This is a genomic window from Pseudomonas sp. GL_091, assembly GCF_057837725.1.
Genome location: NZ_CM174451.1, coordinates 1854302 through 1872551 on the forward strand (window position 1 = coordinate 1854302; position 18250 = coordinate 1872551).

Below are 18250 nucleotides of genomic sequence, written 5' to 3' on the forward strand. Positions count from 1 at the left end.
AGGCTCGCTCCCACAGGGACCGCCATCAGGCCTCCCGATGGTGGCCTACCCGGTTACTGCATATTGATGATGACTTCTTCCTGCCACTTCTGAGGAAGGGCCTTGGAGGTCTTTTCCCAGGCGTCCGCGTCCTTGATCGGCGTGACCTTCTTGTACTGCTCGTTAGGCAGCAGCTTGGCCTGCACTTCTGCTGGCAGGGTCAGGTGCTCGGCACGGATCGGACGGGCGTTGCCCTTGGCCAGGTTGATCTGGCCGGCGTCGCTGAAGATGTATTCGCGGGCCAGCTTGGCGGCATTCGGGTTTTTCGCGTACTTGTTGATGATGGTGGTGTAGCCGGAGATCACCGAGCCGTCGGACGGGATCAGCACCACGTAGTCATCCGGGTTGGCCATCTTGGCCTTGTAGCTCAGGCCGTTGAAGTCCCAGACCACGCCGACTTCGATTTCCCCTTTTTCCATGGTGGCAATCGTCGGGTTTGACATCGACAGGCGACCTTGCTTGGCGATATCGGCGAACAGATCCAGGGCAGGCTTGAGGTTTTTCTCGTCGCCACCGTTGGCCAGTGCCGCGGCCAGTACGCCGTTGGCGGCCTGGGCTGCGGTGCTCACGTCGCCGATGGAGACCTTGTATTTACCGCCCTTGAGGTCAGCCCACTTGGTTGGGGCTTCGGAACCGTGCAGCAACTTCTTGTTGACGATGAAAGCGATGGTGCCGGTGTAGGCCAGGGCCCAGTTGCCGTCCTTGTCCTTGGCCCAGGCTGGAACCTGATCCCAGGTCGAAGGCTTGTAAGGCTGGACCACGCCTTGCTTGACCGCGATCGGGCCAAACGCTGCACCCACGTCGCCGATGTCGGCGCTGGCGTTGTCTTTTTCCGCGGCGAACTTGGCGATTTCCTGGGCCGAACTCATGTCAGTGTCGATGTGCTTGAGGCCGTACTTGTCGCTCAGGTCTTTCCAGGTGCCGGCCCAGTTGGCCCAGTCATTGGGCATGCCGACGCTGTTGACGGCGCCTTCCGCTTTCGCAGCGGCTTCCAGGGTTTTCAGATCATCGGCCGCCATGGCGGCGGTGCACATCGCGATGGTCGAGCCTAACAGTGATGCCAGGAAAAGCTTTTTCATTCCGAAGCTCCTTGGGTCGTGTTCAATGCTGCGATTGCGGTTGTGTTGGTCTAGGTCAGCAATACCTGAGCCAATTTAAGGGGGCTGGATGACACTTTGATGTCGTTCGTCGCCCGGGATGACTTTTTGTTCAGCGGTATCGCGACTGGCCTGCTAAGCGTAGACCATGGCCAAAGCTCCGGCAGGCAAGGGACTTGGCCGATGAATTGCACGTTGTTGAAAGAAGAGGAAGTCAGGGAATGGCGACCGTTGGGCAGTTTTGTCACATCTCGGTCATCTGCGCTGCCTACGCTTGCAGACTATTGAATGAGCCGGTTTTCGCTGCGGTTCTGCCCTGAATTGGTGCTGGTCTAGTCCAGAAAGGAAACGTTGATGCGTGAAGAGGCAACAAAAGCGGTAACAGCCATCGGCCAGGTGCTTCAGGAACAGATCGACCATGGACTGTTGACCCCCGGCAGCAAATTGCCGGCCGAGCGCAAGCTCAGTGAATTGTTCGGTACCACGCGGATCACTTTGCGTGAAGCGTTGTTGCAGTTGGAGTCTCAGGGGCAGATTTATCGCGAGGAGCGTCGCGGCTGGTTCGTCTCGCCGCCACGCCTGGCCTACAACCTCATGCAGCGCAGCCACTTTCACGCGATGGTCAGCGCCCAGGGGCGAGTGCCGTCCACCGAGGTGATTTCGGCGCGATTGCAACCGGCATCGGCGGCGGTGTGTGCCTGGCTGCAATTGCCGGCGCTGTCGAGCGTGATTCAGATCTGCCGCTCACGGCGGATCGACGGGCGACTGGTGCTGTATGTGGAGCACTATCTGAACCCGCAGTACTTTCCCGGGATCCTCGATTTCGATTTGAATCAGTCGATCACCGAGCTGTATGCGCGGCATTACGATTTGCACTACGGACGGGTGCGCTTCGAGATTGTGCCCACGGCGTTGTCGGTGGATGCGGCGGCGGCGTTGAAGGTATCAACGGGCAGCCCGGGCTTACGGATTGCCCGGGTCAACTATGACCAGCATGGACGCCTGATCGACTGCGACCTGGAGTTCTGGCGGCATGATGCGATTCATGTCGGGGTGGATGTTGTCTGACGATGCTTTCGTAGGAGGTTATTCATTCTGCGAGCCGCCACCCGCGGTAATCACCTGAATGCTCATCCGCGGTGTCGCCAGATCCAGTCCGGCTTCATCCATGTGTCGCTTGAGTGACAGGTTGAACGCTCGCGACACTTCCCACTGCTTGATTGGCGCTGTCTTGAAGCGGGCGCGCAGGATCGCGTTGCCCGACTCGAAACTTTCCACCCCCTGAAACTCAAGCGGCGACCAGATATTGCGCCGCTGCAACGGATCGGTGCGCATTTTCTGGGCGACTTCGCGCATCAGCTTGATTGCGTTGTCGATGTCCATGCTGGCCGGCACCGCGACCCGGAAGATCGCGTAGCCGAATTCCCGGGAGTAGTTCTTGATGCTTTTGATTTCGCTGAACGGAATGGTGTGGACGATGCCGTCGATGTCCCGCAGGCGCACGGTGCGGATGGTCAGGCCTTCGACCGTGCCGAGGTGACCGCCGACATCCACGTAGTCGTCGATGGCAAGGGAGTCTTCGATGATGATGAACAACCCGGTAATCAGGTCGGCTACCAGCGACTGTGCACCAAAACCGATGGCCAGGCCGATCACACCGGCACCGGCCAGCAGTGGCGTCACGTTCATGCCCATGTTCGCCAGGGCGACAATCAGCGCGACGATAAAAATCGCTATGAACAGCACATTGCGGATCAGCGGCATCATCGTCTGCGCGCGGGCATTGGCCAGGCCTTTGCGCGAACGCGTGAGCGCGTGGTGCACGGCGGTGTCGCTGAGAATCCAGATCAGCCAGGCAAACAGCAGCGTGCCGGCGAGGCTGAACAGTTTGACGCTGACTTCGTGGCCGTCGCCTTCGGTAAAGCGGATCAACGACATGCCCCAGACCCGCAGGCCGAGTTCGATGAAAGCCAGCCACACCAACAGGTGGACGATGGTGTAGAAGAAGTTTTTCAGCCGTTCCGAATACACGGCGTAACGCCGTATGCCTCGCTGGGGTTTGAGGGCGTGGCGGCGTACCAGGCCGTTGATGACCATGCATAGCACCAGCAAGACGGTACAGATCAGCGACTGGCGCAGGGCGGTGCTGGTGTCGCCGGCGGAAATGAACGTCGCGAACAGCGAGATGGCCACCAGCACCAGCGCCGGCACGTACCAGAAAGTGCCGAGAATCGACAGGGTGTCGTTGAGGGCGCGGCGGGTCAGGCGTCGGGACAGCGGCTGGTTGCGGATCAGGTGGGCGATCGGCCGGCGGAAGCGCAGGATGAAGCGCCCCGTGGAGAGCGCTGCCAGGACATTGGCCACAGTCGCGGCGGTATGGGCCAGATGGCTGCCGAGGCTGTTGACCAGTTGCGGATCGCTCAGCGCTTCGCCAAACGCGGCGAAGCTGCCGATCAGCCACAGTGGCCGAAACGCCTGGTGCCGCAGGATGTACAAGGCGCGGTGGCGGTGCGGGCCGTCGAGCAGGGAAAAGGCAATCACACAGATGGCCGAGAAGCAGGTGCCGACCACCAGTGCATAGGCCAGCACCATGGCCAGGCTTTTGCCCAGGGACGAGGGCAGGGCGTAGCTCATGTAGACCGTGATCACCAGGGCGATCAGCCATGGCCCGAGTTTACGCAGTGCAAAACGCAACATGTCCAGGGCCCTGGGATGCTGCGGCAGTTCTTCGGTCAGGCCGAAACGCATCCGCACGCGGTGGCTGATCCAGATCAGGGCGGCGGCCAGCAGGCTCCAGATCATCAGGATCATGGCGAAGGCGAACAGCATGGGCAGCCATTCATTGGCCGGCAGTGCCAGCGCCACCAGTTCTTCCTTGGCCTGATCGAACTCACTGGACCAGCGCGTGAGTGGGCTGTCGTCGCCGGTAAACTTCTTCTCGATAGTGGCCAGGGTTCCGCCAATCAGGCCCAGCACGCCTTCTTCGGTAATCGGTTGGGCCTGTTTGGTGGTGTCACGGAGCTTTTTCAGATCGGCCAGCAACTTGGTGCGTTGCTGGTCGTTCTCCAGTGACTTGATCACTTCGTCCAGGGATTGCCCCAGCGGTACCTGTGCTTCGGGCTGCGCCTTGGCCTGGTTGGTGAGCAGACCTGGCAGGCCGGCCGCCTGGGCAGGCGCCACTGACAGCAGCGTCATCAGGCAGACAAGGACAATACACGGGAGGGCAAAAAGACGAGCGAACACTAGGCGGTCAACCTTGCGAGGAGCGGATCGACCGAGTGTACGAGCCGGTCAAAATCAATGCGAGCCAAGGGCGATGAATTATTCGTTGAGTTTGGCGAGGATCTTGATCACCACGGTCGCGAGAATGGTCAGCATGCCGATCCACATGGCAAACACGCCGGCATTTTTATCGCGAAAGTTGAAGCCGACGGCCAGCAGGAGCATCCCGGCAAGAATCGGAATCAGCATGGCGTGGAAGGTAGACATCGAAATCATGGAGACAGCCTTGTCGAAGGGATACTTGAAGTCTAGGCGGCTTTTTTGCGCGGTGTTGTCTGTAGGAGCGAACTCGCTCGCGATGGACTTCAGGGCTCCGCGATTATCCAGAAAGCACGCGTAATCGTTAGCGTTCATCGCGAGCAAGCTCGCTCCTACAGGGTTTTGTTACGGTAATTCGCGGCAGTCGTAGAACGCGCTCAGCACCTTGACCAGATGCGCCAGGTCATGGCTGCCGCAGAGTTCGCGGATCGAGTGCATGGCGAACGTCGGCAGGCCGATGTCCACGGTGCGCACACCCAGGTGGCTGGCAGTGATCGGGCCGATGGTCGAACCGCAGCCCATGTCGCTGCGCACCACGAAACTTTGCACCGGCACTTCTTCAGCCATACATAGATGACGGAAGAACCCGGCGGTTTCGCTGTTGGTGGCGTAGCGCTGGTTGCTGTTGACCTTGATCACCGGGCCGGCGTTGAGTTTCGGGCCGTGGTTGGCGTCGTGCTTGTCGGCGTAGTTCGGATGCACGCCGTGGGCGTTGTCAGCCGAGACCAGCAGGGATTTCTGAATGGTGCGTACGAATTCATCACCTTCAGGCAGCAGGCGCCGCAAGGTTTGCTCAAGCATCGGGCCGTCGGCACCGCAGGCCGAGCAGGAACCGACTTCTTCGTGGTCGTTGCAGACCAGCACGCAGGTTTCGTCGGTGTCGGTCGTCAGCAGCGCTTGCAGGCCGGCGTAGCACGACAGCAGGTTGTCCAGGCGCGCGCCGGCGATGAAGTCGCCATGCAGGCCAATGACCGCAGCGCTTTGGGTGTCGTAGAAACTCAACTCGTAATCGAGCACCACGTCGGCATTCAGACCGTGTTCGCGGGCGAGCTGGTCGGTGAGCACTGCGCGGAAATCCACGCGTTCGTCACCGGCAAATTGCGCGAGGATCGGCGGCAGTTCGGTCTGGGCGTTGATGGCCCAACCCATGTTGGCTTCACGGTTGAGGTGAATCGCCAGGTTCGGAATGATCGCGACCGGAGCCTTGAAGTCGATCAACTGGCTTTCGACCTTGCCATCACGACGGAAAGTTACGCGGCCCGCCAGGGACAGGTCACGGTCGAACCATGGCGCCAGCAGCGCACCGCCATAGACTTCGACACCCAGTTGCCAGAAGCCCTGGCGTTGCAGCTCTGGCTGCGGCTTGACGCGCAGGCACGGGCTGTCGGTGTGGGCGCCGACCAGGCGAATGCCACCGTGCAGCGGTGAGTGGCGGCCCATCTTGATCGCGACAATCGAAGAGTCGTTACGAGTGACGTAGTAACGACCGTTGGCTTCGGTATTCCACGGCTCGCGCTCGTCGAGGCGTTGATAGCCCGCCGCTTCCAGACGCTGAACAAGGCTGGCGGTGGCATGGAACGGGGTAGGGGAGGCCTTGAGAAAATCGATCAGGCCTTGGTTCAACTCTTCGCGCATAAAGTAGCTCCAGACAGCAGTGGCGCCAGTTTAACGTATTGGCCATGGAATTGGCGGTGGTGTGCGGGTGGAGTGGCGCCAGGATTGAATCTTGAGGAACCCCTGTAGGAGCGAGCTTGCTCGCGATGGTCGTCAACGATAACGCGGGAAGCCTGGCGCCCCGCGGCCTTCTCGGGCTCATCGCGAGCAAGCTCGCTCCTACAGGGTCTGCTTTCGCTCAGAACGGTGCAGGGCACTCAAAGCGCAGGCGCTCGCCACTTTGCGGGTGGGTGAAGCTGAGCATGCTGGCGTGCAGGCACAATCGCGGCCAGGCCGCCAAAGCCTGTTCATGGGCGTAGAGCCCGTCACCCAGCAGCGGATGGCCAATCGAGAGCATGTGCACGCGCAACTGGTGGGAACGGCCGGTGATCGGTGTCAGCTCAACGCGGCACCAGTCGCCGCAACGTTCGAGCACGCGCCAGAAGGTCAGCGCATGTTTGCCGAATTCATGATCGACCACATGCCGTGGCTTGGTCGGCGGGTCGTAGCGCAAGGGCAGGTCGATGCTGCCGCTGTCCAGTTCCGGCTGACCCCAGCACAGGGCGGTGTAGGCCTTTTCGGTTTCGCGGTCGTGAAATTGCCGGGACAGCTCGCGATGGGTGTCCGGGTCGCGGGCCAGCAGGATGATGCCGGAAGTCTCCCAGTCCAGCCGGTGGACGATTCGCGCTTCCGGGTAGCCGTTTTCCTGCAGGCGGGTAATCAGGCAGTCCTTGTTGTCATCGGCCCGGCCAGGGACAGAGAGCAACAGGGTCGGTTTGTTCACCACCAGTACGGCGGCATCCTGATGGATGATGTGGATGTTGGACAACGGCATTAAAACAGCCTCGTAACAAACGCCAACGGCGGCTCAGGTCCCTTCCGGTTGCAGAAGGGACCTGAGCCGCCGTGGCTCCAGCCGGATCGACTCAGCGATCTGGCAGGGTGATATTGAGTTCCAGAATCGAACAGCTGCCCTGGCTTTCCAGTGCGACATGCACGTCATCGGACCCGATATTGACGTACTTGCGGATCACCTCTACCAGTTCCTTCTGCAAGGCCGGCAGGTAGTCCGGGGTACTGCGTTGGCCGCGTTCGTGCGCCACGATGATCTGTAGACGCTCTTTCGCTACCGACGCGGTGCTTTGCTTTTTGTTGGCACGAAAGAAGTCAAAAAGGTTCATTGCTTAGTTGCCTCCAAACAGGCGCTCGAAGAATCCCTTCTTCTGTACATCAAGGAATCGATGATCCACGGTCTTGCCCAGCAGGCGGTCTACGGTGTCGCTGTAGGCCTGGCCGGCATCGCTCTGGTCGTCGAGAATCACCGGAACACCCTGGTTGGATGCCTTGAGCACCGCTTGGGATTCAGGGATCACGCCGAGCAGGGTCACCGAAAGGATTTCCTTGACGTCTTCTACGCCGAGCATTTCGCCTTTGCTCACACGTTCCGGGTGATAACGGGTAATCAGCAGGTGTTCCTTGATCGGGTCTTCGCCGCGTTCGGCACGACGGGACTTGCTGGCCAGCAGGCCGAGCATGCGGTCGGAGTCACGTACCGAGGAGACTTCCGGGTTGGTCACGACGATCGCTTCATCGGCGAAGTACATGGCCAGGTGGGCGCCTTTCTCGATGCCCGCCGGGGAGTCGCAGACCACGAACTCAAAGTCTTCCTTGAGCTGCATCAGGACTTTTTCCACGCCTTCGACGGTCAGCGCGTCTTTGTCGCGGGTCTGGCTGGCGGCCAGCACGTAGAGGTTTTCCAGGCGCTTGTCTTTGATCAGGGCCTGTTGCAGGTTGGCTTCGCCATTGACCACGTTGACGAAGTCATACACCACGCGGCGCTCGCAACCCATGATCAGGTCGAGGTTACGCAAGCCCACGTCGAAGTCGACGATCACTGTTTTGTGGCCGCGCAGAGCGAGGCCGGTACCGATAGCGGCGCTGGTGGTGGTCTTACCCACACCACCCTTGCCGGATGTAACCACGAGAATCTTGGCCAAGGTGTTTCACCCCTAAGGAAGAAGGACTTTTCAGTCCCTGAAAAACATCTCCTGAAAAACTACTGCAGTCGGACAGCCTTGGCTGGAATCCGGTTTTGAGCGGCGTTTACCCCCGGTAAACACTGCTTTCGGCCTTTTTCCTACTTCGTTTGAGCCGTTTTCGCTACGTTTTAGAGATGCTTGGAAAATGCGGCAGTATCCGTTAAAGCCGAATGATGTTCAACACGTCGCCGGACAGGCTGACCTGCACACCCGAACCCCATAGAGGGTCGCGGCGCAGATCTTCGGAAACCTTGTAATGCCCGGCGATGGAAATCAGTTCAGCACTCATTTGCTGACAGAAAATCCGCGCCTTGGTGTCGCCCTTGACGCCGGCCAACACACGACCACGCATCGGGCCGTATACATGGATGTTGCCATCGGCGAGAAGTTCCGCCCCCGGGCTGACCGAGGAGATCACCACCAGATCGCTGCCCTGGGCATAAATCTGCTGGCCACCGCGTACCGGTGAGGTGATGATTTTCGTCGGCTTGATGGTCGGCTCGGGCGGTTTTTCCGGTTTTTTCTTCGGTTCGCCTTCGGTCAGGTCCAGTGGACGCTCCCGGGCACCGGACGGTGGCAGCACCGGCAGGTCCACCGCGATGGCGGCGGCAATGTCTTCGATGCGGCTGGCGCGGATCGCCAGGGTACGCAGGCCATGCTGGCGGCAAACGCGCATCAGCCCTGGCAGATCGACCGCGCCTTCGTTGGCCGGGAGTTTGTCCAGGGCCAGTACCAGCGGCGCGTTGCTGAAGAAGTTGGGCGCCAGGGCGACCTTGGCGGCCAGTTGCCGATCAAGGCTTTCGAGGTCGTTACGGGCCAGTTCCAGCACCGTAATGGCCAGCATGCTGCCCTTCAACTGGAACACGGGATCTTGGTCTAGCGGTTCGGTTTGGCTCATGGTCGGCATACAACGACTTGTCACTAAAAGTGCCGAGACTTATAACGAGAACGCCCGCGGGCCGCAAGCCGGGTCGAACGATGTAGAATGCGCGGCCATTGTCATTCCGGAAGCATTAATGGACCGCCCGCGTTTTCGAAAAGCATTTCTATCTCCACGTTTCTGGCCGCTGTGGTGTGGCCTGGGGCTGTTGTGGCTGATCGTCCAGTTGCCGTATCCGGCACTGCTGTGGATCGGTCGTGTTCTGGGTGCATTGATGTATCGGGTGGCTGGCGACAGACGGCGCATCGCCAAGCGCAATCTGGAACTGTGTTTTCCTGAAAAAACCGCCGCCGAACGCAAACGCCTGCTCAAGGAAAACTTCGCCTCCACCGGCATCGCTTTCTTTGAAATGGCGATGAGCTGGTGGTGGTCGCGCAAGCGCCTGGCGAATCTCGCTCATATCGAAGGGCTGGAGTATCTGCAGCAGGCCCAGCGTGAAGGCAAGGGCGTGATCCTGATGGCGCTGCACTTCACGACGCTGGAAATCGGCGCGGCGTTGCTCGGTCAGCAGCACACCATCGATGGCATGTACCGCGAGCACAAGAATCCGCTGTTCGACTACATCCAGCGCCAGGGCCGCGAGCGGCACAACCTCGATTCGCTGGCGGTGGAACGCGAAGACGTGCGCGGCATGCTCAAACTGCTGCGCTCGGGCCGCGCAATCTGGTACGCACCGGATCAGGACTACGGCGCCAAGCAAAGCATTTTCGTGCCGCTGTTCGGCATTCAGGCTGCGACCGTCACCGCCACGAGCAAGTTTGCGCGGCTGGGCAAGGCGCTGGTGGTGCCGTTCACCCAGGAGCGTCTGGCGGACGGCAGCGGTTATCGCCTGGTGATCCATGCACCGCTCGAAGGCTTCCCCGGCGAAACCGAAGAAGAGGACTGCCTGCGCATCAACCAATGGATCGAAAGCGTTCTGCGCGAGCATCCCGAGCAATACCTGTGGGCTCACCGCCGCTTCAAGAGCCGTCCACCGGGCGAGGCGAAGCTGTACGCCAAACGTCGTTGAGTCCCGATACCCTGTAGGAGCGAGCTTGCTCGCGATGGTAGCCAACGATAACGCGGGGCACCTGACACCCCGCGGCGTTTTCACAACCATCGTCGGAACGCCGCCCGGAGCAAGCTCGCTCCTACAAGGGAATAGGTCGAAACAACGAAATCCCATCAAGCACCATGGAGAGTTGCGTATGAGTCCAGGCGAACCGGTTACAGGGCTGATTCTTTCCGGTGGCGGGGCTCGGGCGGCCTATCAGGTCGGGGTGCTGGCGGCGATTGCCGAATTGCTGCCGCCGGGGGCACGCAACCCGTTTCCGGTGATCGTCGGCACCTCGGCGGGCGCGATCAACGCTGTCAGCCTCGCCAGCGGGGCAATGGATTTTCGTAACGCCATCGAACGCCTGACGGCCTTCTGGCAGGGCTTTCGCAGTCATCTGGTGTTGCGCAGCGACTGGCCCGGGGTGATCCGCCAGGCCAGCCGCTTTGTCAGCCACAGTTTGCTCGGCATCGGTAGGCACATGCCGGTGGCGCTGCTCAACAGTTCTCCGCTGCGGGACTTGCTCAACGACAAGCTGCATATGGGCGGCATCGCCGAAGCGATCGCACAGCAACAATTGCATGCGGTGGCGGTCACCGCGTTCGGCTATGAGTCCGGCCAGGCAGTCACCTTCTATCAGGGCGGCGGCAAGATCGATGCCTGGTTGCGCCATCGACGCATCGGCGTTCCCACCCAACTGTCGGTTGAACACCTGCTCGCCAGTTCGGCGATTCCGCTGCTGTTCGCCCCGGTGAAAATCGGCGAAGAGTATTTCGGTGATGGCGCGGTGCGTCAGTCGGCGCCGATCAGTCCGGCGCTGCATCTGGGCGCCAGTCGGGTGCTGGTGGTGGGCGTCAGCGGCAACCCCCGTGGATTCGACCCGCAACAACCCTTGCAGCGCAGCTACACCGGTCAGCAGCCGACCCTGGCGCAGATCGGCGGGCACATGCTCAACAGTACGTTCATTGATAGCCTGGAAAGCGACATCGAGTTATTGCAGCGCCTGAACCAGTTCAGTCACCTGATGCCCGACGGTACACCCATCCGCGCTTTGGGCGTGGCGCCGGTGGACGTGCTGGTGATTTCACCGAGCCAGCCGATCGATGAGATTGCCGCGCGCCATCGTCAGGAATTGCCGGCGGCGTTGCGCCTGTTTTTGCGCGGGCCGGGTGCGACCAAGACCAGCGGGGCTGGGGTTTTGAGTTACCTGCTGTTCGAGGCGGGGTATTGCAGCGAATTGATTGAACTGGGGCGGCGGGATGCGTTGGCCAAGCGGGGGGAGTTGTGCCGGTTTCTGGGGTTGATGTAGGAGCGAGCAAGCTCGCGATGGACGTTAACGATGACGCTGGGAGCCTGACACCCCGTGGCGCTCTCTAGTCCATCGCGAGCAAGCTCGCTCCTACAAATCAGAAGTGAACCTTGACCAGGAAGCTGGTCACGCTCTGATCGGTCTTGAAGCCCTGGCTGTCTTCGATACCGTACTTGTTTTTCCAGTAGTCATACTCGACACCGACGTACAACTGCTTGGCACCCAGGTTCAGCGCCTTGCCCAGGTCATATTTGACCTGCGGGTTGAAGTGCAGGTTGGCGTGATATTCGCCTTTTTTGTTCACGTCGTTGTCGACGACCCAGTCCATGAAGCCGTCGATCAGCACGTCCGAGCCACCCACCGGGATGGTGTAGGACCAGACCGGAGTGACCTGCCAGATGTTGTCGCCCGGGCGGTCGCCTTCGGTGTGGCGGTTGTAGAAGTTCAACTGGAAGTAGTCGAAGCCCGGGATGGCCAGGTCGAAACCAGGGCCGATCAGGTAGGACTCGGTATCGTCTTCACCGAACTCGTAGGTCATGGCCAGCAGGACGTCCTTGATCGGGCCGAACTCGAACTTCTGGTCGAAGATCTTGTTGAACGACAGGCGCGGGCTGAGTTCGCCGTAGTGGCTGTTCTTGCCCGCGAAGGCGTCTTCCTTGCCGTTGTAGAAGATTTTGTCGATGAAGAAGAAGTTGTCGCCGTATTTCCAACCATCGGCGTGTTCAAAGGTCACCGTCTGCTGAATGCGCGGGTTGACCTGGAAGTCCTTTCCGTAAAGGTAGGACAGGCTGTTGTTCTGCCATTGCAGCAAGTCGCCGGCCATGGCCTGACCCCCCGCCAGCAATGATCCCGCCAGCATCAGGCTAGTGCACGTACGTTTCATTCGGTTGCTCCCAAAAAGTAGGTGGTTCCACGTTATTTTTTTAAAGTCGGCGCTCTGGTGTGGCGCCTGTTTCTGTATCGGTAAAAAATCATCCATTCGGTCAGCTTTAGTGCTGTTAGCAAGAGCTGAGCCAAGGCTTTCAAAAAGCAAAAAAACTCCCGTTCGGCGGCTCAAGAGCGGTCGATTGAGAGGGGTTTTGGAGTGCCTTGGTGCCTGCCAGAGCCGGGATAAGTTGGCCTGATGGTCAGGTTTTACATCCGGGCTTTTTTTTAAACCGGATTCGGGCGGCCGCGGAGAATACTGACTCCTCGGCCAGGTCTCAAGTGCTCCGCAACGGCGCACCGACGACAGGTTTGGGGCACGGTTGCGGGGCAGCATTAGAAGTGCACCTTTACCAGCAGGCTGGCAGTGTTTTCATTGGTGTTGAAACGGGAGCTGTCCTGGACGCCGTATTTGTCTTTCCAGTAGCTGTATTCGGTGCCGACATACACCTGTTTCTCGCGCCAGCCCAAGGCTTTGCCCAGGTCGTATTTGATCTGTGGGTTGAAGTGCAGGTTGGCGTGGTAGGTGCCGCGGGCGTTCTGGTCGTTATCCACCACCCAGTCGATGTAACCGTCGATCAACAGGTTCGAGTTGCCCAGTGGCAGGGTGTAGGACCAGGCCGGGCTGATTTGCCAGACATCATCGCCAGGGCGTGAGCCTTCGGTCTGGCGGTAATAGAAGTTCAGGGTGAAAAAGTTGAAGCCCGGTACCGCGAGGTCGAAACCGGGGCCGATCAGGTAGGCTTCGGTGTCGTCTTCGCCGTTCTCGTAGGTCATGGCCAGCAGCACGTCCTTGACCGGGCCGAACTCGAAACGGCGGTCGAGGATCTTGCCGAAGGAGAGGCGTGGGCTGAACTCTCCGTAGTAGGCGTGAGCACCTTTGTTCCGGTCTTTCTCGCCGTTGTAGTAAGTGCTGTCGATGAACATGAAGTTGTCGCCGTACTTCCAGCGGTCGGCGTGTTCGAAGGTTATCGTCTGCTGGATCGGCGGGTTGATCGCGAAGTTCTTGCCGTACAGGTAGCTCAGGCTGTTGGTCTGCCACAGCAGTAGATCGCCGGCCATGGCCTGACTCGCGACCAGCAGGCCAGCACCCAACAGCAAGTTGGTTTGTGTCCGAATCATCTGTTGCTCCCTCTTGTTTTTATTTTTGAGGCGCAGGCAGCCGCGACCCTTGTAGGAGCGAGCTTGCTCCGGGCGGCGTTCCGACGATGGTCGCTAACGATTACGCGTGTTATCTGGATAAACGCGGTGCCTTTTCGTCCATCGCGAGCAAGCTCGCTCCTACAGGGTTCGTGTTTCTGGTGTTAATGCGTGTGAGCGTGGCAGTCGTTGATGGCCGCGCGTTCGGCGCCACCAAGGATGTTGAACAGCAGGTTCAGCGTCAGCGCGCTGAGGGTGGCCATGGCGATGCCGCTGTGGGTGATCGGGCTCATCCACACGGGCAGGTGGGCGAAAAACTCCGGGCGGACAACCGGAATCAGACCCATGCCGATGCTCACCGCCACCAGCAACTGGTTGCGACGGTCACCGATGTCGGCTTCCTGGAGAATCTTGATCCCGGTGGCGGCGACCATGCCGAACATCGCAATCGCCGCACCACCGAGCACCGCCGGTGGAATCGAAGCTACCAGGAACGCGGCTTTGGGCAGCAGGCTCAGCACGATCAGCAACCCGCCGGCAACGATGGTCACCGAGCGGCAACGCACGCCGGTCATCTGTACCAGGCCGATGTTCTGGGCGAAGGAGGAGTGGGTGAAGGTGTTAAAGAACCCGGCGAAAAACGAAGCGCCGGCATCGCACAGCAAGCCGCGACGCAGCATCCGTGGGCAGACTTCCTGGCCGGTGATTTTGCCCAGCGCAAGAAACATCCCAGTGGACTCGACGAAAATGATCACCACCACCAGGCACATGGACAGGATCGGTGCGAGTTCGAATTTCGGCATGCCGAAGTGCAGCGGCGTGACGAATTGCAGCCATGGCGCCTGAGCCATGCCACTGAGGTCGACCATGCCGAGCAGGCCGCAGAGTACATAGCCCAGGCACATGCCGATCAGTACGGAAATATTGACCCAGAAGCCGCGCATGAAGCGATGTACCAGCAAGATGGTGCCCAGTACCAGTGCGGCGATGGTCAGGTAAATCGGTGAACCGAATTGAGCGGCGCTGGCACCGCCGCCGGCCCAGTTCACGGCCACGGGGAACAGCGACAAACCGATCGAGGTGATGACCGTACCGGTCACCAGTGGCGGGAAGAAGCGCACGACCTTGGACATGAACGGGGCGATGAGCATGCCGAAGAACCCGGCGGCGATGGTCGCGCCGAAGATCCCTTGCAGGCCGATACCGGGCATACCGGCCATGGCGACCATGCTGCCGACGGCGGCGAAACTGGCGCCCATCATCACCGGCATGCGAATGCCCATGGGGCCGATGCCGAGGGACTGGACGATGGTGGCAATACCCGCCACCAGCAGGTCGGCGTTGATCAGGAAGGCGATTTCTTCACGACTCAGGCCAGCGGCCTGTCCGATGATCAGCGGTACCGCGATGGCACCACCGTACATCAGCAGAACATGTTGCAAACCGACCAGGATCAGTTGCAAGAGGGGCAAACGCTGAATGGCGGGTGCGTCGGGGATGCGCGCTGTGGATAGCTCGGACATGCAACACCTCGGATCTTTTTATTCTTGTGATTTACAGCTGCAGTGCTGCTGGCAGCTGTATTCGAATCAGGTGGGCCGCTTTGCGGCCATTCACAGGCAAGCCCGCTCCCACACAGGCAGTGCAAAACCTGTGGGAGCGAGCTTGCTCGCGATGCTTTTGTTGCTTAGTTGGTCTGCGCTCCCTGCACAATCCAGGCACCGATCAGGTCACGTTCCTGCTGGGTCATCTGGGTGATGTTGCCCAGTGGCATGATCTGGCTGGTGACGGCTTGCGCCTGAATCCGCGGTGCGTTCTGGCGGATCTGCTCGGGGGTGTCGAACATCACACCGGCAGGGGCTGCACTGAACAGCGGGCTGGTCGGCTTGGCCGAGTGGCAAACCGCGCAACGTTCCTGAATCACGCTGTGCACTTTGTCAAAGCCAGGGCCGGCGTTGGACGCTTGCGCCGGTGCGGCGGCTGGCGTTTCTGCAGGTTTGGCTTCAGCCGGTTTCAAACCACCGCCCACTGCTGTTTCCGGCAGCGGTTGGTACTCGATCCTGGCGGGTGCCTTGGCCACTTCCGGGCTGTTCAACGGCGCAGGGCCGGTGACGTAAGCCAGGCTGATCATGCCGACGGCTGCTACTGGAAGAGTCCAGGCAAACTTGTGGCTGTCGTGACGGGTGTTGAAGTAGTGACGCACCAACACCGCCAGTACCGCGATCCCGGCCAGGATCAACCAGTTGTACTGGCTGCCGTAGGTGCTCGGGAAGTGGTTGCTGATCATGATGAACAGCACCGGCAAGGTGAAGTAGTTGTTGTGACGCGAACGCAGCAGGCCTTTGGCCGGCAGCGCCGGATCCGGCGTGCGGTTCTCGGCAATCGCCGCTACCAGTGCGCGTTGCGCCGGCATGATGATGCGGAACACGTTGCCGACCATGATGGTGCCGATGATCGCGCCGACGTGCAGGTACGCACCCCGACCGCTGAACACTTTGCTGAAGCCGTAGGCCGCGCCGATGATCAGGACGAACAGGATGAAACCTAGCAGGGCAGGGCGTTTGCCCAGGGCCGAGTCGCACAGGAAGGAGTAGATGAACCAGCCGATGAACAGCGAACCGAGACCGATGGCCACGCCTTCAGGACCGCTCAGGGAGCTGCCCGGCGCCAGCAGGTAGAGCGTCGGGTTGGAGTAGAACACCACGCACAGCAGCGCGATACCCGACATCCAGGTGAAGTAGGCTTCCCATTTGAACCAGTGCAGGTTGTCCGGCATGGTCGGTGGAGCCAGTTTGTATTTTTCCAGGTGGTAGATACCGCCACCGTGGATTGCCCACAAATCGCCAGCCAGACCGCTTTTCGGGTTGACCCGGTTGAGGTTGTTTTCCAGCCATACGAAATAGAACGACGCACCGATCCAGGCCACGCCAGTAATCATGTGAACCCAGCGCACGCTCAGGTTCAGCCATTCCAACAGATGTGCTTCCACAGTCTTTACCTCTCGCCTGTCACTCTGTTGTCGAGTGATCAGACCTTCTCTTATTGGTGGGGGGCGAGGATCAAACGCTCATCCTCTTTGAAAAAATGCTCATCGCAGTTATTGCCTGTGCCACTGCGATCAACCACCAGGAAGTCATCCCGCTTTTCGATCGTCAGCACCGGGTGGTGCCAGACGCCGCGATGGTAATTAATGCCCTGCCTGCCGTTGGTGACGAAGGCGCGGACCAAGCCTGATACAGGTTCATCGCCAAGTGGCGCGACCACGATCAGAAAGGGGTTGCCGAGCAGCGGAATAAAAGCCTGGCTGCCCAGCGGATGGCGCTCCAGCATGCTGACGGTCAGCGGCATGTCCTGCGCGTCGGCGCGGAAGATGCTGATGATCGCGTTGTCCTCAGGCTTTGCGGTTTCCACCGTGGCCAGTTTATGGAAGCGCATGGTCGAACCGTTGTTGATCATGAAGTGATCGCTGCCGTCGGTTTCGATCACGTCACCGAAAGGGGCGAAGGCTTCTTTGGTCAGCGGTTCAATCGTCAGTGTGCGCATGCTGTTCTTCTTAATCTGTTTTGATGTTGATGATTCTTTGTAGGAGCAGCCGGTCGACGTTCGATTGCTCGCGATGGTCGTCAACGATAACGCGTGCATCCAGGATGAACGCGGTGTCCTTGAGTTTTTCGCGAGCAAGCTCGCTCCTACAGGCTCAGCATTACTTCGCGACCTTGCCCAGTACACGCAGGCGGCTCACACCACCATCCGGGAACACGTTCAGGCGGATGTGGGTGATCGGGCCCAGTGCCTTGATCTGCTCAGCGAAGGTGTGTTCGGCGTGCATTTCCAGCTTCTGTGCCGGCAGCAGTTCGCGCCAGAACAGCGACTGGGTTTCGATCTGGCTGTCGGTACCGCCCTTCACGAACGCGCCCTGGATCGAGCAGGTGTCCGGGTAGTTGCCTTTGAAGTGCAGGGTGTCGACGATGACTTTCTCGACTTCGCCGGCATGGCCCAGCGCGACGATGACCCAGTCATTGCCCGGGGTACGACGACGCGCGGTTTCCCAGCCGTCGCCCATGTTGATGCCACGGCCCGGGTTGAGGATGTTGCTCATGCGACCGAAGTGTTCGTCGGAGCAGGCGAGGGCGCGACCACCGTTGAGGGCAGAGGCCAGGTCGACTTGCTCGTTGTCGCCGGTAGCCGACCAGTCACGGAACGGCACGCCGTACACGCGCAGACGGGCCACGCCGCCATCCGGGTAGATGTTGAAGCGCAGGTGGCTGAAGGCCTGGTCGTTGCTGATTTCGTGGTAGTGGTGGCTGTTGCCTTGCAGCTCGACGGCGGACAGCACTTCAACCCACTGGGTGTTTTCGTTCGGCTCGCCTTCGGCCAGGAAGCAGGCTTCCAGGGACGCCGACGGCGGGAAGTTGCCGGTGAAGAATGAAGTGTCGATGTCGACGCCCTTGATCGAACCCGGCACGCCCAGGCGGATCACGGCGCTGTCGAAGCCTTCGAAGCGCTTGCGGCGCGATTCCCAGCCGTCCATCCACTTGCCGTTGTCATCGAACACGCCCTCCTTCCATACGGCCGGGGTCGGTTGGAACAGACGATTGGCGTCTGCGAACCAGTCATCGGTGACCGAGATGATTTTGGTGCCCAGGCGGGCATCGGCCAGGTTGACGAACTTCTCGAAAGGTACGGCGTAAGCTTTCATTCTTCTTGTCTGCCTTTAAATAAGTGGCTTGGGATGCTTGCGAGGCCCTTGGCGGT

17 protein-coding genes are annotated in these 18250 nt (G+C 60.1%); 3 read left to right on the forward strand and 14 right to left on the reverse strand.

Features of this window, described 5'->3' with window-relative positions; translation table 11 throughout:
* Positions 1–53 precede the first annotated feature (53 nt).
* Positions 54–1118 carry an ABC transporter substrate-binding protein gene (locus AC3ITY_RS08550; protein ID WP_477775671.1) on the reverse strand — a complete coding sequence of 355 codons (1065 nt, stop codon included), beginning with the start codon at positions 1116–1118 and terminating at the stop codon, positions 54–56.
* Positions 1119–1490: 372 nt separating this feature from the next.
* On the opposite strand from AC3ITY_RS08550, the gene phnR reads away from it, so the two are divergent.
* On the forward strand, positions 1491–2204 hold the full coding sequence (gene phnR / locus AC3ITY_RS08555) for a phosphonate utilization transcriptional regulator PhnR (RefSeq protein WP_489308433.1): 714 nt from the start codon (positions 1491–1493) through the stop codon (positions 2202–2204).
* An 18-nt stretch (positions 2205–2222) separates the two neighbouring features.
* Here the strand turns inward: phnR and AC3ITY_RS08560 are convergent, their stop codons facing one another.
* From AC3ITY_RS08560 to minC, 7 genes are all read right to left on the reverse strand, one after another.
* Positions 2223–4331 carry a mechanosensitive ion channel family protein gene (locus tag AC3ITY_RS08560; RefSeq protein WP_489308434.1) on the reverse strand — a complete coding sequence of 703 codons (2109 nt, stop codon included), beginning with the start codon at positions 4329–4331 and terminating at the stop codon, positions 2223–2225.
* A gap of 126 nt (positions 4332–4457) precedes the next feature.
* Positions 4458–4772: a hypothetical protein gene (locus AC3ITY_RS08565; protein ID WP_489311067.1), complete on the reverse strand. Its 315-nt coding sequence runs from the start codon at positions 4770–4772 to the stop codon at positions 4458–4460.
* Between the two features lie 30 nt (positions 4773–4802).
* Complete coding sequence (locus tag AC3ITY_RS08570) at positions 4803–6092, reverse strand: M18 family aminopeptidase (RefSeq protein WP_489308435.1); 1290 nt, start codon at positions 6090–6092, stop codon at positions 4803–4805.
* Positions 6093–6309: 217 nt separating this feature from the next.
* Entirely contained in the window at positions 6310–6945 is a 636-nt protein-coding gene (locus AC3ITY_RS08575; RefSeq protein WP_046037585.1) for an RluA family pseudouridine synthase, read from the reverse strand.
* Between the two features lie 91 nt (positions 6946–7036).
* The gene (gene minE, locus AC3ITY_RS08580) at positions 7037–7291 is read right to left on the reverse strand and encodes a cell division topological specificity factor MinE (RefSeq protein WP_007974947.1); all 255 of its coding nucleotides are present in this window, start codon (positions 7289–7291) and stop codon (positions 7037–7039) included.
* Between the two features lie 3 nt (positions 7292–7294).
* On the reverse strand, positions 7295–8107 hold the full coding sequence (gene minD / locus AC3ITY_RS08585; protein WP_007974946.1) for a septum site-determining protein MinD: 813 nt from the start codon (positions 8105–8107) through the stop codon (positions 7295–7297).
* Between the two features lie 202 nt (positions 8108–8309).
* Positions 8310–9047: a septum site-determining protein MinC gene (gene minC, locus AC3ITY_RS08590; protein WP_056722299.1), complete on the reverse strand. Its 738-nt coding sequence runs from the start codon at positions 9045–9047 to the stop codon at positions 8310–8312.
* Between the two features lie 118 nt (positions 9048–9165).
* On the opposite strand from minC, the gene AC3ITY_RS08595 reads away from it, so the two are divergent.
* Both AC3ITY_RS08595 and AC3ITY_RS08600 read left to right on the forward strand, forming a co-directional pair.
* Positions 9166–10098: a lipid A biosynthesis lauroyl acyltransferase gene (locus AC3ITY_RS08595; RefSeq protein WP_489308436.1), complete on the forward strand. Its 933-nt coding sequence runs from the start codon at positions 9166–9168 to the stop codon at positions 10096–10098.
* 178 nt (positions 10099–10276) lie between these two features.
* Positions 10277–11431: a patatin-like phospholipase family protein gene (locus AC3ITY_RS08600; RefSeq protein ID WP_489308437.1), complete on the forward strand. Its 1155-nt coding sequence runs from the start codon at positions 10277–10279 to the stop codon at positions 11429–11431.
* 97 nt (positions 11432–11528) lie between these two features.
* Here AC3ITY_RS08600 and AC3ITY_RS08605 read toward each other — a convergent pair whose 3' ends face one another.
* From AC3ITY_RS08605 to alc, 6 genes are all read right to left on the reverse strand, one after another.
* Entirely contained in the window at positions 11529–12314 is a 786-nt protein-coding gene (locus AC3ITY_RS08605; protein ID WP_046037576.1) for an outer membrane protein OmpK, read from the reverse strand.
* A gap of 377 nt (positions 12315–12691) precedes the next feature.
* Entirely contained in the window at positions 12692–13477 is a 786-nt protein-coding gene (locus AC3ITY_RS08610) for an outer membrane protein OmpK (RefSeq protein ID WP_489308438.1), read from the reverse strand.
* A 182-nt stretch (positions 13478–13659) separates the two neighbouring features.
* Complete coding sequence (locus tag AC3ITY_RS08615; protein ID WP_477775664.1) at positions 13660–15018, reverse strand: nucleobase:cation symporter-2 family protein; 1359 nt, start codon at positions 15016–15018, stop codon at positions 13660–13662.
* A 164-nt stretch (positions 15019–15182) separates the two neighbouring features.
* Positions 15183–16484, reverse strand: coding sequence for a urate hydroxylase PuuD (locus tag AC3ITY_RS08620; protein WP_489308439.1), 1302 nt, complete (start codon positions 16482–16484; stop codon positions 15183–15185).
* A 50-nt stretch (positions 16485–16534) separates the two neighbouring features.
* Positions 16535–17038: an ureidoglycolate lyase gene (locus AC3ITY_RS08625; RefSeq protein ID WP_008146154.1), complete on the reverse strand. Its 504-nt coding sequence runs from the start codon at positions 17036–17038 to the stop codon at positions 16535–16537.
* Positions 17039–17198: 160 nt separating this feature from the next.
* A complete protein-coding gene (alc, locus tag AC3ITY_RS08630) occupies positions 17199–18194 on the reverse strand; it encodes an allantoicase (protein ID WP_489308440.1) in 996 nt (331 codons plus the stop codon).
* Positions 18195–18250 lie beyond the last annotated feature (56 nt).